The sequence below is a fragment of the Aeromonas sp. 1805 genome (genome assembly GCF_013085525.1).
GTDB lineage: Bacteria > Pseudomonadota > Gammaproteobacteria > Enterobacterales > Aeromonadaceae > Aeromonas > Aeromonas hydrophila.
The window spans coordinates 2,317,501-2,334,328 of the sequence record NZ_CP038515.1 but is presented as its reverse complement, the minus strand read 5'-3'; the positions used below and the strand labels follow the sequence as shown (position 1 = coordinate 2,334,328).

Sequence of the window (16,828 nt, the reverse complement as noted above, 5' to 3'; positions counted from 1 at the left end):
CGGGGCTATTTGAACAAGCCCTTGAGCAGCTGGTCGGCCACCCCCTTCACTCCTTCGTTGTCTGCCTTGTCACCCAGCAGCTTCTTGAGACCGCGCTCGGCCTCCTTGCGAGCCTTCTCCTCCAGCAGCTTGTTGTTGCTGAGCAATTCCTTCACGTCGAGCCGGTAGCTCGGCGCCTGCCAGTGGCCGCCGATGCGCACCGGTATGGTGATGTCCTTGAGCTCGTCCACGCTCTTGCCCCCCTGCCCCTTGCTGCTCTCCACCACGGAGGTGAGGAACAGGAAGTCGAGGGTCTCCGGCACCAGGGCTGTCTGGCCCTGCCCCTTCACCCGCAGGGCGGGGGCAAACAGCTGGATGTCGTCGCTCCTGGCTACCCCGTCGGCAATCCGGAAGCTGGCGGTGAGCGCGCTGAAGTCGGTCTTGCGCACCTCCTTCACCTGATCCGCCCCCTTGCCGGTCAGGGTGGCTCGCGCCTCGCGGATCATCTCCGCCAGGTTGATGCCGTGCAGGGCTCCGTCGCTCAGCCTGAGGCTCACCTTGCCCTGCATCCGACTGCGCAGCGCCTGCTCGGAGAGTCCTGAGCCCTGCGCCTCGACCTCCAGATCCCCCTTGCCTTCCAGCAAGTCGGTCTGGGCCAGGGTCTGCAGCAGTGGCCGCACATCGACCCCTTGCACCCACTTGTGTACCTGATAGCGGGCCGGCTGCTGACGGGCATCGAGCACGCCGCTGGCTGTCACCTGACCACCGGTCACCCCGGCGCTGAACTGCTTGAGGGTGAGCTGTCCACCGGCCAGGGCCAGTTGCAGATCGACGGCGCTCAGATCCAGCCCCTTCAGTCGCAAGCTGCCCAGTTGCAGCCGGCCAGCCAGATCCACCACCTTGAGGGCGGTAAGATCCGGTTCGGCCGTGGAGAGCGCCTTGGCGGCGGGCACGGCGGTCTGCGCCTGTGCTCCGGCCGGCGCTGCGGCGCCCGAGGTGGCGGTCGCAGGCGCCGCCTTGGCCGGCTGACCGAGCCAACTGTCGAGATCCAGCTTCTCCCCCTTGAGGTCGAACCCTACCCTGGGCACGGCACCCAGCTGCACACTGCCGTTGCCGCTCAGCAGGGCCTCATCCACCCCCATCACCAGGTTGCTGAGGGTAACGGCCTGTTTGCCCAGCTCGGCGCGGGCAAAGCCCGCCAGCTTCACCTGCATCTGCGGGCGCGGCAGGGCATCGCCGCTCAGCTTGGCGGCCAGCACGGCATCCGATATCTCCAGCAGTTGCCGATTCTCGTCGAGCCGCGCCTTGAGGGTTCCTTCCAGGGTGCCGGCCAGGGTCTGCTTGTCCGCCGTCCCTTGGGCCCCTTGCAGGCTCAGGGTCAAACTGCTCCACTCCCCCAGTGCCAGCCGGTCGGCCTTGAGGGAGAAGACATCCAGCCGCTGGGTCGGTTCGCTCAGGCTCCCCGCCAGTGCAACGTCTTTCAGCTCGCTGCGGCTGGCATCGGGCGCCAGCTTGAGCTGGGCCGACCCCTTGAGATCAAACGCCAGCTCCCCCTGGGCTCCCTTGGCGGCCAGGGTCACCGGCACCCACTGATCCACCGCCAGCTGGCCCAGGTTCAGGTCCAGCTGTTCGAGGCGCGAGACGGTGCCGTTGCGATCGTCCTGCAGCAGGGCGCTGGCCTGCTGCAGCTCCACCCCTTGCAGGCTGATCTGCCAGGGCTGCTTGTCACTGGCGGGCGGGGGCGTCGTTGCGGCGGGCTCGGAGGTCGTCGCCTCCCCCTTGGGCTCGGCGGAGGCCTTGAGCAGATCGCTCAGGTTGGAGCTGCCGTCAGCCTTGGTCTGGATAAACAGATGGGCGCCGCTCAGGGTCACCTTGCCGATCTCAAGCTTGTGGGAGAGCAGCGGCAACAGGCCCACCGAGGCCTCCCCGCGCGTGAAACGCACCAGGTCAGGCTCGGCAAAACCGGCGGGGTTGCGCAGCGCCACCTGCTCGAGGGAGAGGCCGAGGCTTGGCCAGAAACGCCAGCCGATCGCCCCCTCCATTACCAGCTCGCGACCGGTGCTCTTGCGCACCTGTTCCACCAGCTGGGGCTTGAACTGGTTGGGATCGATGAGGGACACCAGGGCGGCGATGGCCACCACGGCCGCCAGCGCCAACCCCAGCAGGATGTAGATGATCTTCTTCACGATGGACTCCTTGAATGCGGATCTTGTTGCTGACTATACCACCGGGGGGATGACAGATGGGGCCCGTCTGCCAAAACGGGCCAGCGGCGAGACAGGGATGGTCGCAGCGAGTGCTGCCAGCGCAACCCTTCCAACGCGCGGCAATGAAAAGGGCCCCGCAGGGCCCTGATGATAGTGGATGGCTGGCGCCCGTCTCGCCCGGATCAAGGCTGACGCGGCAACTGCTGATAGCCCATCTCGTACAGGGTGAAGGCATAGATGTCCGCACTCTGCTCGATAAGCTTGGTCACCGGCGTGCCAGCCCCGTGCCCGGCATTGGTCTCGATGCGGATGAGCTGGGGATGGGGGCCGGCATTGTCGGCCTGCAGGGTGGCGGCAAACTTGAAGGAGTGGGCCGGCACCACCCGATCGTCGTGATCCGCCGTGGTCACCAGGGTCGAGGGGTAGCTGACCCCGGCCCGGACGTTGTGCAGGGGCGAGTAGCCCTTCAGGTAGTCGAACATCGCCTCGCTGTCGGCGCTGGTGCCGTAGTCATAGGCCCAGCCCGCCCCGGCGGTGAAGGTGTGGTAGCGCAACATGTCGAGCACCCCCACCGCCGGCAGGGCGACCCGCATCAGATCCGGCCGCTGGGTCATCACAGCCCCCACCAGCAGACCGCCGTTGGAACCACCACGGATCGCCAGCCGATCGGTGCGGGTGTAGCCCTCGGCCTTGAGATACTCGGCCGCCGCGATGAAGTCGTCGAACACGTTCTGCTTGTTCATCCTGGTGCCTGCCAGGTGCCAGGCCTGGCCGTACTCGCCGCCCCCGCGCAGGTTGGCCACCGCATAGACGCCCCCCAGATCCAGCCAGTTGGCCACCGACACGCTGAAGCTCGGAGTCAGGCTCACGTCGAAGCCGCCGTAGCCGTAGAGGATGGTCGGGTTGCTGCCATCGAGTTTCAGCCCCTTGCGGTAGCTGATGATCAGCGGCACCCGGGTGCCGTCCTTGCTCTGGTAGAAGCGCTGCTCGGAGACGTAATCCTCCGGCTTGAACGGCGCCGCCGAGGCGCGATAGAGGCTGATGGCGCCGCTCTTTGGCTCGAACCGGTAGAGCGTGGGCGGCTGGGCATAGTTCTCGAAGCCGAAGTAGAGGGCGGGATCATCGTGCTTGCCGTTGAAGCCGCTGACGCTGCCGAGGCCGGGCAGCGCCACCTCGCGCACCCGCTTGCCCTCATAGTCGAACTGCTCGACCCGGGCGGTGGCATCCACCATGTACTCGGCGAACAGATAGCCGCTGCCGCTGTGCACCGTCAGCACCTGCTGGCGCTCGGGGATGAGATCGCGCCAGCGGGCCGGCCCCGGGTTGGCGGCATCCACCGTCACCAGCCGGCGGTTGGGGGCGTCCCGGTTGGTCAGCAGGTAAAGGGTGCTGCCCTGGTTGTCCACCAGGCTCACGTCCGCATCCAGATCTCCCTGCACCGTCAGCAGTGGCGCGTTCTCCTGGCTCAGATCCTTCACATAGAGGCGGTTGCCGGAGGTGGAGTTCGCCGCCGAGATGAGCAGGAAGCGGTCATCTTCGGTGACGGTCGCCCCCACGTAGCGGTGGTGCTGGGCCGGGATGGCACCGAACACCAGCCGGTCATCCTCCTGCGCCGTGCCGAGCCGGTGGAAATAGACCTTATGCTGATCGGTCTTGGCCGACAGCTCGCTGCCATCCGGCTTGTCGTAGCTCGAGTAGAAGAAGCCCTCGTTGCCAAGCCAGCTGATGCCGCTGAACTTCACGTCCTTGAGGGGCGCCTCCAGCGGCTGCTTGCTCTCTACATCCATCAGGTGGATCTCGCGCCAGTCGCTGCCCGCCAGCGACAAGGAGTAGGCCAGGATGCGGCCATCGCGGGAGAAGCTCAGCTGATCCAGCGCCGTGGTGCCGTCGGGGCTGAGGGTATTGGGATCGAGGAACACCTCGGCCGGCTTGCCCTCCTGCTGGCGCCACAGCACGTTCTGGTTCTGCAGGCCGTCATTCTTGAAGAAGTAGTGGTAACGCCCCTCGCGAAACGGCGCCCCCTCCTTGGCGTAGTTCCAGGAGGCGGCCAGCTTCTCCTTGATGGCGGCGCGATACGGGATCTGTGCCAGGTAGTCCCGGGTCACGGCGTTCTGGGCCTTGACCCAGGCCTCGGTCTCGGGGCTGCGATCATCCTCCAGCCAGCGATAGGGGTCGGCCACGGCCTGGCCGAAGTAGTGATCCACCTGCTCACCCTCACGGGTGACGGGGTAGTGAAGGCGCGCTTTCCCTGACATGGCATCCTCTTTGGTTGACTGGCCACTGCATGCACACAGCAGTGACAGGGCCAGCAGGCTGACAATGGCTCGCATCGATGCGGCTCCCTGCGATTTCGGGTGAAGCGGGCAGGTTAGCAAAGAGTGCCGGACGGCCCAACCCCCCAGCGAGTGAACACGCGACATGAGCGGGAAGCCGCCACAACCCTGACCAATCGGAGTCATATGAATTTTTTCGCTTAGGTTTGCCAGTTTATTTTGTTTGTTATCCGGCACTTGGGTCACAGGATGGAATAAGCGACTGACCATCTCGACTCATTCAGGATAAAGCATGCCGTACAGCTACCTATCACATCTGCGTTGCAGCAAGACCGGCGAGATTGTGGATGCCGATCAGCCCCAGCAGCTGAGCCCGGTCGGCGCCCCCTTGCTGGCCAGCTACGACTTCGAGGCTCTGAAGCAGGCCTGGCATCCGGCCGCCCTGCTGGGTCGTCCCGCCAGCCTGTGGCGCTACCACGAGCTGCTGCCGGTACGCGACCCCGCCCAGGTGGTCACCCTGGGGGAAGGCTTCACCCCGCTGTTGCCGCTGCCACGCCTCGGCAAGCAGGTCGGCATTCCGGATCTCTGGATGAAGGATGAGAGCCTCACCCCCACCGGCTCCTTCAAGGCCCGCGGTGCCGCGGTCGGCGTCTCCCGCGCCCGCGAACTCGGCGTCACCCACTTCGCCATGCCCACCAACGGCAACGCCGGCGCGGCTTGGGCACTCTACGGCGCCCGCGCCGGCTTGCGCAGCACCATAGTCCAGCCCCAGGCGGCCCCTGCCATCACCCGGCTGGAGAGCGCCCTGGCCGGTGCCCGCCTCTATCTGGTGGACGGCCTCATCAGCGACGCCGGTCGCCAGGTGGCCGAGGCGGTGGCGCAGCAGGGGCTGTTTGATGCCTCCACTCTCAAGGAGCCCTATCGCATCGAGGGCAAGAAGACCATGGGGTTTGAAATCGCCGAGCAGCTCGGCTGGACCCTGCCGGACGTCATCCTCTACCCCACCGGCGGCGGAGTCGGCCTCATCGGCATCTACAAGGCGCTGCGGGAATTGCAGGAGCTGGGCTGGGTGCAGGGACCGCTGCCGCGCCTGGTGGCGGTGCAGGCGAGCGGCTGCGCGCCCATCGTTCAGGCCTGGCAGCAGGGGGAGCGCGAGTCGCGCTTCTGGCCCGACTCCCAGACCCTGGCGTTCGGCATCAACGTGCCCAAGGCGCTGGGGGATTTTCTGGTGCTGGACGCCCTCTATCGCACCGAGGGCTGCGCCGTCGCGGTGGAAGATGGCACCATCCAGCGCGAGCTGCGTCAGCTCGCCTCTCAGGAGGGCTGCTTCATCTGCCCGGAAGGGGCGGCCGCCTTCGCCGCCGCCCGCCAGCTGCGCGAAGCGGGCTGGATCCAGGGGGGCGAGCGGGTGGTGGTGCTCAACACCGGCGCCGGCATCAAGTACCCGGACGCCATCACGGTCGTGCCCCAGCGGCTGCGCCGCGACGGGAGGATCCCGGCATGAGCTTCGACTGGTCCTTTGTTCTCACCACCCTGCCGGCGTTTGGCCAATCGGTCTGGGTCACCTTGCAGCTCGGCGCCATCGTGATCCTCACCTCGCTCGCCGTGGCGCTGCTCAATGTGACGCTGCAAAGCCTGCACAAGCCCTGGCTGAACGGGGTGATCCGCGCCTATGTGGAGCTGGCCCGCAACACGCCGCTCTTGATCCAGCTGTTCTTTCTCTACTTCGGGCTGCCGGCGCTCGGCCTGTCGCTGTCCGGCTTTGCCACGGCGGTGATCGCCATGACCTTCCTCGGCGGTGGCTACCTGACCGAGGCGCTGCGGGCGGACATTCAGGCGGTCCCCCCCAGCCAGCTGGAGGCGGGGAGAGCCATCGGCCTCTCCCGCTGGCAACTGCTGCGCCACGTGCAGCTGCCCCAGGCCTGGCTCGCCAGCCTGCCGGCGCTGTTTGCCAACTTCATCTTTCTGCTCAAAGAGACCACGGTGGCCTCGGCGGTGGCGGTGCCGGAGCTGCTCTACACCACCAAGAACTACATCGCCCTCTACTACAAGACCTACGAGATGCTGGCGGTGCTGACCTTGATGTGCGTGCTGATCTTTCTGCCGCTGTCCCTTGCCCTGCGCGTTGTTGAAAGGAGGCTGCAACATGGTCAGTTCGGTCATTGAATCGCTGATGCAGGCGAGGATCCCGATGTGGGCACTTACCTTCCTGCTGCCACCGTTCGTCACCCATACACCAGAAAGGAGGGACCATTATGGCCAGTCCGGTCACTGAGCAGCTGACGCAGGCGCTGCCGCTGCTGGCGGTGGGCGCGGGTCAAACCCTCGCCATCTCGCTGCTCGCCATCCTGTTCGCCACCCTGGGCGGAGTCGGTTACGGCGTGCTGGCGCAACAGGGAGGCCGGTTGGTGCGGGGGCTGCTGCGAGTTTATCTGGAGCTGTTTCGGGTGGTGCCCGTGCTGGTGTGGCTCTACCTCTTCTTCTTCGGGCTGCCGATCTTCTTTGGCGTAGACATCTCGGCCTTCTGGTGCGCCGTGCTGGTGCTGGCCCTCTGGGGCGCCAGCGAGGTGGGGGAAGTGGTACGCGGCGGCCTGGGCTCCCTCGCCCGCGGCCAGCAGGAGGCCGGCCTGGCGCTCGGGCTCTCCCGCTGGCAGCTCTATCGCCACGTGTTGCTGCCCCAGGCGCTGCAACGGCTGACGCCACCGACCATCAACATCTACACCCGCATCATCAAGACCAGCTCGCTGGCGGTGCTCATCGGGGTGGTGGAGGTGATCAAGGTGGGCCAGCAGATCATCGAGCGCACCTATGGCTCGTTGCTCATCTACGGTCTGCTGTTCCTGTTCTTTTTTCTGGTCTGCTATCCGCTCTCGCTCGCCTCGCGCCGGCTGGAGCAACAATGGGGTAATGCGGTATGACACCTCTGCTTGAGCTCAATGCTGTCAGCAAACAATTCGGCCAAAACCGGGTACTGGACGAGGTCAGCCTCACGGTGCACGCCGGGGAAGTGATCGTCATCCTGGGGCCGAGCGGCTGCGGCAAGAGCACCTTGCTGCGCACTCTCAACGGGCTCGAACCCATTCAGGGGGGCGACATTCGCTTCGATGGAGAGCGGCTGGATGCCAGCACCGACTGGCAGCGGCTGCGCCAGCGCATCGGCATGGTATTCCAGAGCTATCACCTGTTCCCCAACCTGACGGTGCTGGAGAACGTGCTGCTCGGCCCTCTGCAGGTGCAAAAACGAGAGCGGCAGGAGGCCCTGCTGCAGGCAGAACAACTGCTGACCCGCATCGGCCTGTGGGAGCGGCGCCATGACTATCCACGCCAACTCTCCGGCGGCCAGCAGCAGCGGATCGCCATCGTGCGGGCCCTATGCATGAACCCCCAGGTGATGCTGTTTGACGAGGTAACCGCTGCGCTGGATCCCGAGATGGTGCAGGAGGTGCTGGAGGTGATCCGGGATCTCGCCGGCAGCGGCATGACCCTGCTCATCGTCACCCACGAGCTGGCGTTCGCCCAGGCGGTGGCGGATCGCATCGTCTTCATGGACGGCGGCCACATCCTGGAGCAGGCCGCGCCCCATCAATTTTTCGAGAACCCGCGCAGCCAGCGTGCCCGCCAGTTCCTCGCCAAGTTTTCTTATACAAATGTCATCAAACGAAAGGAGTCAGCATGAAAAAAATCACCTCGGTTCTGTTCAGTGCCTTGTTGGGACTGGGTCTCGCCAGCGGCGCCGCCCATGCGGCGGACGGTTCCCTCGACAAGATCAAGGCCCGCGACAAGCTCATCGTCGGCGTCTTCACCGACAAGCCACCGTTTGGCTACGTGGACGAGAAGGGCAACTACGTCGGCTTTGACACCGACCTGGGTCGCCGTTTCGCCAAGGATCTGCTGGGAGACGAGAACAAGGTCGAGTTCGTGGCGGTGGAGCCCGCCAGTCGCATCCCCTTCCTGCAAAGCGACAAGGTGGATCTCATCCTCGCCAACATGACGGTGACCCCGGAGCGGCGCGAGGTGGTGGATTTCACCAACCCGAACCTGCGAGTGGCGGTACAGGTGCTGGTGCCACAAGGGAGTCCGGCCAAGAAACTGGATGATCTGGCCAGCAAGACCCTGATCGTCACCACCGGCACCACGGCCGACATCTGGCTGACCCGCAACCACCCGGACTGGAAGGTGCTCAAGTTCGAGAAGAACACCGAATCCCTGCAGGCGCTGGCCCAGGGCCGTGGCGACGCCTATGCCCAGGACAACCTGGTGCTGTTCAGCTGGGCCAAGGAGAACCCGGGCTATCGGGTGCTGCCCGAGAAGCTGGGCTCGGAAGACCCCATCGCCCCGGCGGTGAAGAAGGGCAATATCGAGCTGCGTGACTGGGTCAACGACCGCCTCGCCAAGCTGGGGGAAGAGAAGTACCTGCTGAAACTCTACGACCAGTATGTGCGCGACAAACTGAGCGCCGATACCGATCCCAACGACGTGATAGTGGAAGGAGGCAAGTGGCAGGGCTGAGCCTGCCAGAAGTGCTGAGAGTGTGATGTGTGTGAAATCTTGGTTCCGTTGGTCCGCAAACCGCAAGGTTTGACCTTTCAGGCGTCCCCCTCGGGTGGCGCCTTTTTTTCGCATGAGAAAAAGAACCGGGCCAGGGGCCCGGTTGAAAACCCGCGCAGAGCAGGCTGTGTCACGTCGATGACACGGTTCAGGCTGCCGGACTGGCACAGGGTGCCGTCCGGCCAACTCGCCAGGCCACCGAGGCGGGATGAGCCCTCGGCAACGCCGGCGAATGGGGTGGCGCCGCGGGCGCCGAAGAGGGTGCCTACTCCCGCTCCAGTGCGTGGATGGGGTCCATCCGCGCCGCCCGCCGCGCCGGGAAGAAGCCAAACAGCACGCCGATGAGGCTCGAGCAGAAGAAGGCCATCAGCACGGCGTCCAGGGAGTAGCTCAGGCTGAACTGGCTGCTGAAATGCGCGAACAAGACGCCGACCAGCAGGGAGAGCAGCACCCCGGCCGCCCCGCCCAGCAGGCAGACCAGCACCGCCTCGATCAAGAACTGCTGCAGTATGTCGCCGGTTCTGGCACCCACTGCCATCCGCACGCCGATCTCGCGGGTGCGCTCGCTCACCGATACCAGCATGATGTTCATCACTCCGATGCCCCCCACCACCAGGGAGATGAGCGCAATCATGGCGATCAGCAGGGTCAGGGTGGCATTGGTGCTGGTGATCGCCTGGCGGATGCTGTCGGTGTTGAGCACGAAGAAATCCTGAGCGCCGTGCCGTTCACGCAGCAAGCGATTGATGCCATCCTCGGCGGCGGCCAGCGCCACCTCGTCCTGCACCCGCACGCTGATGCTGCGCAGGTGGCTCTGGCCCAGCATCCGCGTCATGGCCGTGGTGTGGGGGATCCAGACATTGAGGTTCTCGTCGCTGCCAAAGCCGCTCTGGTTGCGGGCCACCACCCCGATCACCCGGCACGGCAGGCTCCCCAGCAGGATCACCTGACCGAGCGGCGACTCCCCCACACCGAACAGGCGCGCCAGGCTGTTCTCGTCGATCACCACCTCCTGCGCCAGAGCGGTCACGCTGGCGGCATCGAACAGCATGCCCTGCAGCAATCGATAGCCGCGCACCTGGAAGAACTGCTCCCCCACCCCGTTCACCGAACCCAGCACCGCCTGGCTGCCCCGGCGCAGGGTGACGCTGGTGGCCAGACTGGGAGTCACGCTGTGCACATAGTCGAGCCCGGCGAGGGCCTCGGCATCCTCCACCCTGAGGGTCTGGACCGCCTCGGCCCGCCGATCACCGAAGCCGCTGCCGGGGAAGATCTCCAGGGTGCTGGTGCCCATGGCATTGATGTTGGCCAGCACCTGCTGCTGGGAGCCGCGCCCCAGCGCCACCACCGACACCACGGCGGCGATGCCGATGATGATGCCGAGCATGGTGAGAAAGGTGCGCATGCGCTGGGCCTGCATGGCCAGCAGCGCCATCTTGAAGGCGGCGCCGAGCCGCCCGGCCAGACCGCCGCGTCCCTCGGTGTCTGTACGGGGAGTGGTTGGCGCAGGGGACGGCGGTGTCGGCTTGCGACGCCGGTCGGCCACCACCTCGCCATCTTTGAGTTCGATGATCCGCTCGGCCTGTTCGGCAATCGCCATGTCGTGGGTCACCAGCACCAGCGTGTGGCCCTGCCGATGGAGCGCGCCCAGGATGCCGAGTACCTCGGCCCCGCTCTGGCTGTCGAGGGCGCCGGTCGGCTCGTCCGCCAGGATCACCTGACCACCGTTGATGAGCGCGCGGGCTATGCTGACCCGCTGCTGCTGGCCGCCGGAGAGCTGGCTCGGCTTGTAGTCGAGCCGGCTGCCGAGCCCGAGCCGCTGCAGCAGGATCTCGGCCCTCGCCTTGCGCGCATCGCCAGCCAACCCGGCATAGAGCGCAGGCAGCGCCACGTTGTCGCGGGCACTGAGGTCCCCCAGCAGGTGGTAGCGCTGAAAGATGAAGCCGAAGTACTCGCGGCGCAGGGTCGCCAGCGCATCGGCCGTCAGCCGGCCCGTCTCCCGCCCGGCCACCCGATAGCTACCCTCGCTCGACTGATCGAGGCAGCCCAGAATATTGAGCAGGGTCGATTTGCCGGAGCCGGAGGCGCCGACGATGGCCACCATCTCGCCCCGCGCTATGATCAGATCGATCCCCTTGAGCACCTCGACGCGCCGCTCCCCGTCACCAAAATGGCGGCGGATCCCGCTCAGTTGCAGCAGTGGTTCCCTCATGGTCACATCCCCATCGGCGGGCCCATTCGCCCGCTCTGCTGGCGCTGGGCCGTCAACTGACTCACCACCACGGCCTCCCCGGCGGTCAACCCCGCCAGGATCTGGGCATCCACCTTGTTGTTGAGGCCTACCTTCACCGGCCGCCATTGTGGGCGGCCGGCCTCATCCACCACCTGCACTCTATCACCGCTCAGGGCGATGGCCGGGATCACCAGGGCGTTGCGCTCGGTCGCCAGCACTATGTGCACCTGGGCCGTCATGCCGATACGCAGGGCCCCTTCAGGGTTCTCCACCTCAAACAGACCGTGGTAGTAGACGGCCGTGCTGGTCGAACTGCTGCTGGTCGTGTCGTCGTTGATGGTGTCGGGGGCGGGCTCGATGGCGCGCAGACGGGCCTGGTAACGCTGCTCGGGCGCCCCCAGCACGGTGAAATAGCTGGGCAGGCCGGCCTTCACCTTGATCACGTCCGCCTCCGAGATCTGCGCCTCCACCGTCATGGTGTCGAGCCGCGCCACCTTCACCATGGTCGGGGTACTCTGCACCGCATTGACCGTCTGCCCCTGCTCCACCGGGATCGCCACTATGGTGCCCGCCATGGGGGAGACGATGCGGGTGTAACCCAGATTCACTTTGGCGGTGTCGACCGCGATGCGGGCCTGCACCGCCTGCGCCGTCAGCGCCCGGATGTCGGCGCGGGTCGCCGTCAGGGTCGCCTCCGCACTGTCGTAGTCGGCCTGACTGCCCAATCCCCGATCCAGCACCTTGCGCTGGCGCTCGAAGGCCAGCTGGTTGTTGCGCAGAGTTGCCCGGCGCGAGGCCAGCTGGGCCTGCACGTTGTCGAGGGCTGCGTCGGCATCCTTGAGGGCGTTCTGCTGGGTGAGATCGTCGATCTCGACCAGCAGATCGCCCTGCTTCACCTCATCCCCCAGCGCCACGTGCAGCGCCTTGATCTGCCCCGACACCTGCGCCCCCACGCTCACCAGCTTCTGGGCCTGCAGGGTGCCGTCGGCCAGCACGCTCTGCTCCAGATCCCGCCGCTCGACCGGGGCCGTGATGTAAGAGGCGGTTGGTGCCGCGGCGGAGGGCAGCAGCAGCCAGCCAGCACCGACCAGCACCAGGGCGGGCAGCAGCAGGCGAACAACGAGGAGACGGGCACGGGCCATCGCGGATATCCTTGGCTGAAACAGAGGGTGAAACAGACCCGGGCAATCTACTCCAATGTCCGGTTAAGCCTCTTGCAGGGCAGTGTAAGGATTGCGTAAAAGCAGCTGTCAGGCGGAGACGGACACGGGAAAATGGCGCCAACCCGAGACGGAGAAGAGCAATGAAGATCCTGCTGGTGGACGATGATCTGGAGCTTGGCACCATGCTGAGCGAATACCTGGCTGGCGAAGGCTTTGCCACCACCCACGTGCTGACCGGCAAGAGCGGCGTGCAGCACGCCCTCTCCGGCAACTATGCCGCCGTGGTGCTCGACATCATGCTGCCCGATCTGAATGGCAGCGAGGTGCTGCGCCACATCCGTCGCGACAGCCGGATCCCAGTCATCATGCTCACCGCCAAGGGGGACAACATCGATCGGGTGATCGGGCTGGAGATGGGGGCCGATGATTATGTGCCCAAGCCCTGCTACCCGCGGGAACTGGTGGCCAGGCTGAGGGCAGTGCTGCGCCGGGTCGAGCCTGCCCCCGCCCATCCGGGCAAAGAACTGGGTCTGCGTCTTGGCGAGCTGGTGCTCTCCCCCGCCAGCCGTCAGTGTCACTGGCAGGCGCAGCCGCTGGAGTTGACCGCCACCGAGTTCAACCTGCTGGAACTGCTGTTGCGCTCGCCGGAGCGGGTGGTCAGCAAGGATGAGCTCTCCCTGCACGGGCTTGGCCGCCCGCGCGAGCCCTATGATCGCAGCGTCGACGTGCACATCTGCAATATCCGCCAGAAGCTGCAAGCCCTGGCGGGCGAAGCCGTCGGCATCGAGACGGTGCGCAGCATAGGATACCGGCTGGCATGATCCTCAAGGGGCGCCTGTTCTGGAAGATCCTGTTCGGCTTCTGGTTCACCATCATCATGATGAGCCAGCTGCTGTGGGTGGCGTTCAGCCTCTATCGCCACGAGGGGCCGCCGGAGCAGCGGATGGCCAACCAGCTGGCCGAGCGTCAACTGGCAGCCGCCGCCAGCCTGTTGCAGCGGCAGGGACCGGCTGCGGTTGCGACCCTGCAGGCCAGCTGGCCGGCCCGGGAGCGAAGGCTGCTGCAACTTGAAGCGGTCGCAGCGGAGCCATCCACAACACAGGGCGGCCGCATCTTGCTGGGAGCCGATGGCCGGCACTATCGGCTCGACTACGACAGTGCCGGCCTGCAGCTGTTGCTGGCACCGCCCCAGCCCCGCCGCAACTGGCTCAACATGCCACCGCCCATGTGGTGGATCGGCGGACTCGGCGGTCTCTTCTTCAGCGCCCTGCTCGCCTGGCACCTGACCCGCCCCATGAACCGCTTCCGGCAGGGATTCGAGCGCCTCGCCCAGGGGGATCTGGCAGTGCGCCTCTACCCCGCCATGCGGCGGCGCCACGACGAGATCAGCGATGCAGCCCGCGACTTCGATGCCATGGCCGAGCGGTTGCAACTGTTGGTGGAGAGCCGCGAGCAGCTGCTGCACGACGTCTCCCACGAGCTGCGCTCCCCCCTTGCCAGGCTGCAGCTGGCCATCGGCCTGGCCCAGCAGGATCCGGCCAGGATCGAGGGATCCCTCGCGCGGATCCAGCTCGAGACCCAGCGCATGGACAAGATGATCGGCGAGCTGCTGACCCTCACCCGCGCCGGCCATGGTGAGCACGACGGCGAGGAGTATTACGATCTGCTGGGGCTGGTCGACGCCGTGGTGAGCGACGCCCGCTACGAGGCGCAGCACATGGGCGTCGAGATCAAAACCTGGGTGGATGAGACCCGGGAATACACGGTCTGCGGACAGGCGGAGCTGATCCGCCGGGCCCTCGACAACGTGCTGCGCAATGCCTTGCGCTTCTCGCAAGCGGGCCAGACTATCCGCCTGACCCTGATGCGGCAGGGTGACGAATTCATCGTCGAGGTGGCGGATCAGGGGATGGGGGTGGATGAGAGCAAGCTCTCCAGCATCTTCGATCCCTTCGTGCGGATCGGCTCCCCCGCTGCTGGCAAGGGTTATGGGCTGGGCCTTGCCATTACCCGCAAGGCCATACTGGCCCAGGGCGGACGGGTCGAGGCCAGAAACGGTGAAGAGGGCGGCCTGATCGTCACCCTTCACTTGCCGGGCTAGCTGCTCCGCCCTGTCATTACTGCTATCGGTTAGCCCCGCAGCCGCTGCAATTGACTGATGGCAGCGCCGGTAGAGCGAAAGGCAAACTCGGCAGGGGCAAGGCCGGCCAGCTTGCGCCACTCACAGGCGGCCACATCGTCGGCCGCTACCACAGCAGGCTTGTCTGCCAACTCCAGCAGAAAGACGGTGTCGCAGGTGTGATAGGTCACCTCGTCATAGGGATAGACGTTGGCATAGGAGCCCAGGTAGCGCGGCGTCTCCCCCGTCAGATCCAGTCCCAGTTCCTCCTTGAGCTCCCTTACCAAGGCTTCCTCCAGCGATTCGCCTGGATCGACGAAGCCGCCCGGCAGATCCAGCAAGCCCCGGCCGGGATCACGGGCCCGCACCGCGACCAGCAGCTCGTCCTGCCAGCACAGCGCCACCATCACGGCCGACGCCACATTCTGGAAATAGTGAAAACCACAGCCACAGGCGAACTCTTTCTCGCTGCGCTGTTGCAGCGATCCGGAACCACAACGCGGACAAAACATAGGGGGACTCCTATCTGACACCAAAGGCGCATTGTATGCCGAACCCCACCCCCGATGGAAAGGGTTGGGGCACAACGCCCATAGCGTGATAAATCAGCAAGATATAAAAGAGGGAGAGGAGGCACTTCGGGGAAAGTAAAACGAAAAGAAGCCCAGTCTTTCGACTGGGCTTCTTAAGTAGTGGCGGAGCGGACGGGGAGACGGACAGGGTCCGGCTCAAGCACAAAGGACAACAGACAGGGACCGAGTTGCCAGTGGCAAGTCGCAGCCCTCTCTGTGGTCCTTTGTTTCCTTATTTCATTCGCCAAAACCAGATAGCAAAAAGGCCTTCCCATTCAGGAAGGCCTTTCAAATTAGTGGCGGAGCGGACGGGACTCGAACCCGCGACCCCCGGCGTGACAGGCCGGTATTCTAACCGACTGAACTACCGCTCCGCTGTCTGGTTAGCTTTTTGCTAAATTGTCTGCCGCTTCATTGAGGTGTCATCCTCTCGGCCAACGTCGTGATGTGCACGGCGCTGTTTAATTGGGTGCCTGGCAGTGTCCTACTCTCGCATGGCGAATGCCACACTACCATCGGCGCTACCGCGTTTCACTTCTGAGTTCGGCAAGGGATCAGGTGGTTCCACGGCGCTATGGCCGCCAGGCAAATTCTTCAATCTGAGAAAGCTGACGTGAATAACGACCTGGTCATTATCACTGAATAAGTAGTTCGTTCATTCGCTACAAGGCCCAGAACACTTCTTGGGTGTTGTATGGTTAAGCCTCACGGGTAATTAGTATGGGTTAGCTCAACACGTCGCCGCGCTTACACACCCCACCTATCAACGTTGTGGTCTCCAACGGCCCTTTAGGACCCTCAAGGGGTCAGGGATGACTCATCTCAGGGCTCGCTTCCCGCTTAGATGCTTTCAGCGGTTATCGATTCCGAACTTAGCTACCGGGCAGTGCCACTGGCGTGACAACCCGAACACCAGAGGTTCGTTCACTCCGGTCCTCTCGTACTAGGAGCAACTCCCTTCAATCATCCAACGCCCACGGCAGATAGGGACCGAACTGTCTCACGACGTTCTGAACCCAGCTCGCGTACCACTTTAAATGGCGAACAGCCATACCCTTGGGACCGACTTCAGCCCCAGGATGTGATGAGCCGACATCGAGGTGCCAAACACCGCCGTCGATATGAACTCTTGGGCGGTATCAGCCTGTTATCCCCGGAGTACCTTTTATCCGTTGAGCGATGGCCCTTCCATTCAGAACCACCGGATCACTATGACCTACTTTCGTACCTGCTCGACCTGTCCGTCTCGCAGTTAAGCTGGCTTATGCCATTGCACTAACCTCCTGATGTCCGACCAGGATTAGCCAACCTTCGTGCTCCTCCGTTACTCTTTGGGAGGAGACCGCCCCAGTCAAACTACCCACCAGGCACTGTCCGCGACCCGGATTCACGGGCCTGCGTTAGAACATCAAACATACAAGGGTGGTATTTCAAGGACGGCTCCAGCGCAACTGGCGTCACGCCTTCAAAGCCTCCCACCTATCCTACACATGTAGGTTCAATGTTCAGTGCCAAGCTGTAGTAAAGGTTCACGGGGTCTTTCCGTCTAGCCGCGGGTACACCGCATCTTCACGGCGAATTCGATTTCACTGAGTCTCGGGTGGAGACAGCATGGCCATGGTTACACCATTCGTGCAGGTCGGAACTTACCCGACAAGGAATTTCGCTACCTTAGGACCGTTATAGTTACGGCCGCCGTTTACCGGGGCTTCGATCAAGAGCTTCGCTTGCGCT

12 protein-coding genes, 1 tRNA gene and 2 rRNA genes (1 of these 15 cut by a window edge) are annotated in these 16,828 nt (G+C 64.6%); 7 read left to right on the top strand and 8 right to left on the bottom strand.

The genetic code is table 11. From position 1 onward, the window contains the following. Positions 1–5 precede the first annotated feature (5 nt). The gene (locus tag E5E96_RS11095) at positions 6–2,165 is read right to left on the bottom strand and encodes an AsmA family protein (protein WP_171282164.1); all 2,160 of its coding nucleotides are present in this window, start codon (positions 2,163–2,165) and stop codon (positions 6–8) included. Between the two features lie 203 nt (positions 2,166–2,368). Beyond that, the gene (locus E5E96_RS11090) at positions 2,369–4,516 is read right to left on the bottom strand and encodes a prolyl oligopeptidase family protein (protein ID WP_171282163.1); all 2,148 of its coding nucleotides are present in this window, start codon (positions 4,514–4,516) and stop codon (positions 2,369–2,371) included. 235 nt (positions 4,517–4,751) lie between these two features. Between E5E96_RS11090 and E5E96_RS11085 the strand changes: the two genes are divergently transcribed. From E5E96_RS11085 to E5E96_RS11065, 5 genes are all read left to right on the top strand, one after another. Beyond that, positions 4,752–5,963: a threonine synthase gene (locus E5E96_RS11085; protein WP_171282162.1), complete on the top strand. Its 1,212-nt coding sequence runs from the start codon at positions 4,752–4,754 to the stop codon at positions 5,961–5,963. Further along, on the top strand, positions 5,960–6,625 hold the full coding sequence (locus E5E96_RS11080; RefSeq protein WP_171282161.1) for an amino acid ABC transporter permease: 666 nt from the start codon (positions 5,960–5,962) through the stop codon (positions 6,623–6,625). Before E5E96_RS11085 ends, E5E96_RS11080 begins: the two co-directional genes overlap by 4 nt. A gap of 89 nt (positions 6,626–6,714) precedes the next feature. Continuing rightward, on the top strand, positions 6,715–7,377 hold the full coding sequence (locus tag E5E96_RS11075; protein WP_171282160.1) for an amino acid ABC transporter permease: 663 nt from the start codon (positions 6,715–6,717) through the stop codon (positions 7,375–7,377). Next, positions 7,374–8,135 carry an amino acid ABC transporter ATP-binding protein gene (locus tag E5E96_RS11070; RefSeq protein ID WP_085734623.1) on the top strand — a complete coding sequence of 254 codons (762 nt, stop codon included), beginning with the start codon at positions 7,374–7,376 and terminating at the stop codon, positions 8,133–8,135. The genes E5E96_RS11075 and E5E96_RS11070 overlap by 4 nt, the downstream gene beginning before the upstream one ends. Further along, positions 8,132–8,968, top strand: a complete 837-nt coding sequence (locus E5E96_RS11065) for a transporter substrate-binding domain-containing protein (protein WP_171282159.1) — start codon at positions 8,132–8,134, stop codon at positions 8,966–8,968. The genes E5E96_RS11070 and E5E96_RS11065 overlap by 4 nt, the downstream gene beginning before the upstream one ends. 304 nt (positions 8,969–9,272) lie before the next feature. Here the strand turns inward: E5E96_RS11065 and E5E96_RS11060 are convergent, their stop codons facing one another. Both E5E96_RS11060 and E5E96_RS11055 read right to left on the bottom strand, forming a co-directional pair. Beyond that, on the bottom strand, positions 9,273–11,219 hold the full coding sequence (locus E5E96_RS11060; RefSeq protein ID WP_171282158.1) for a MacB family efflux pump subunit: 1,947 nt from the start codon (positions 11,217–11,219) through the stop codon (positions 9,273–9,275). Between the two features lie 2 nt (positions 11,220–11,221). Continuing rightward, the gene (locus E5E96_RS11055) at positions 11,222–12,382 is read right to left on the bottom strand and encodes an efflux RND transporter periplasmic adaptor subunit (RefSeq protein WP_171282157.1); all 1,161 of its coding nucleotides are present in this window, start codon (positions 12,380–12,382) and stop codon (positions 11,222–11,224) included. Between the two features lie 161 nt (positions 12,383–12,543). On the opposite strand from E5E96_RS11055, the gene E5E96_RS11050 reads away from it, so the two are divergent. Both E5E96_RS11050 and E5E96_RS11045 read left to right on the top strand, forming a co-directional pair. Next, positions 12,544–13,224, top strand: a complete 681-nt coding sequence (locus E5E96_RS11050; RefSeq protein WP_171282156.1) for a response regulator transcription factor — start codon at positions 12,544–12,546, stop codon at positions 13,222–13,224. Then, positions 13,221–14,504 carry an ATP-binding protein gene (locus E5E96_RS11045; RefSeq protein WP_171282155.1) on the top strand — a complete coding sequence of 428 codons (1,284 nt, stop codon included), beginning with the start codon at positions 13,221–13,223 and terminating at the stop codon, positions 14,502–14,504. The genes E5E96_RS11050 and E5E96_RS11045 overlap by 4 nt, the downstream gene beginning before the upstream one ends. Positions 14,505–14,533: 29 nt before the next feature. Here the strand turns inward: E5E96_RS11045 and E5E96_RS11040 are convergent, their stop codons facing one another. The 4 genes from E5E96_RS11040 to E5E96_RS11025 all read right to left on the bottom strand — a co-directional run. Further along, positions 14,534–15,034 (bottom strand): NUDIX domain-containing protein, encoded by a 501-nt coding sequence (locus E5E96_RS11040; protein ID WP_065479486.1) that lies wholly within the window; start codon positions 15,032–15,034, stop codon positions 14,534–14,536. Positions 15,035–15,391: 357 nt separating this feature from the next. After that, positions 15,392–15,468: transfer RNA gene (locus E5E96_RS11035), tRNA-Asp, on the bottom strand. Positions 15,469–15,565: 97 nt separating this feature from the next. Beyond that, positions 15,566–15,680 (bottom strand): 5S ribosomal RNA (rrf, locus tag E5E96_RS11030). A gap of 108 nt (positions 15,681–15,788) precedes the next feature. Further along, positions 15,789–16,828: ribosomal RNA gene (locus E5E96_RS11025) — 23S ribosomal RNA — on the bottom strand (it continues 1,849 nt past the right edge of the window).

What these genes read in the sequence shown, in the direction of transcription:
- E5E96_RS11055 (WP_171282157.1), bottom strand. Translation starts at nt 12,382, where the DNA reads ATGGCCCGTGCCCGTCTCCTCGTTGTTCGCCTGCTGCTGCCCGCCCTG.
- E5E96_RS11070 (WP_085734623.1), top strand. Translation starts at nt 7,374, where the DNA reads ATGACACCTCTGCTTGAGCTCAATGCTGTCAGCAAACAATTCGGCCAA.
- E5E96_RS11065 (WP_171282159.1), top strand. Translation starts at nt 8,132, where the DNA reads ATGAAAAAAATCACCTCGGTTCTGTTCAGTGCCTTGTTGGGACTGGGT.
- E5E96_RS11085 (WP_171282162.1), top strand. Translation starts at nt 4,752, where the DNA reads ATGCCGTACAGCTACCTATCACATCTGCGTTGCAGCAAGACCGGCGAG.
- E5E96_RS11090 (WP_171282163.1), bottom strand. Translation starts at nt 4,516, where the DNA reads ATGCGAGCCATTGTCAGCCTGCTGGCCCTGTCACTGCTGTGTGCATGC.
- E5E96_RS11040 (WP_065479486.1), bottom strand. Translation starts at nt 15,034, where the DNA reads ATGTTTTGTCCGCGTTGTGGTTCCGGATCGCTGCAACAGCGCAGCGAG.
- E5E96_RS11060 (WP_171282158.1), bottom strand. Translation starts at nt 11,219, where the DNA reads ATGAGGGAACCACTGCTGCAACTGAGCGGGATCCGCCGCCATTTTGGT.
- E5E96_RS11080 (WP_171282161.1), top strand. Translation starts at nt 5,960, where the DNA reads ATGAGCTTCGACTGGTCCTTTGTTCTCACCACCCTGCCGGCGTTTGGC.
- E5E96_RS11050 (WP_171282156.1), top strand. Translation starts at nt 12,544, where the DNA reads ATGAAGATCCTGCTGGTGGACGATGATCTGGAGCTTGGCACCATGCTG.
- E5E96_RS11075 (WP_171282160.1), top strand. Translation starts at nt 6,715, where the DNA reads ATGGCCAGTCCGGTCACTGAGCAGCTGACGCAGGCGCTGCCGCTGCTG.
- E5E96_RS11045 (WP_171282155.1), top strand. Translation starts at nt 13,221, where the DNA reads ATGATCCTCAAGGGGCGCCTGTTCTGGAAGATCCTGTTCGGCTTCTGG.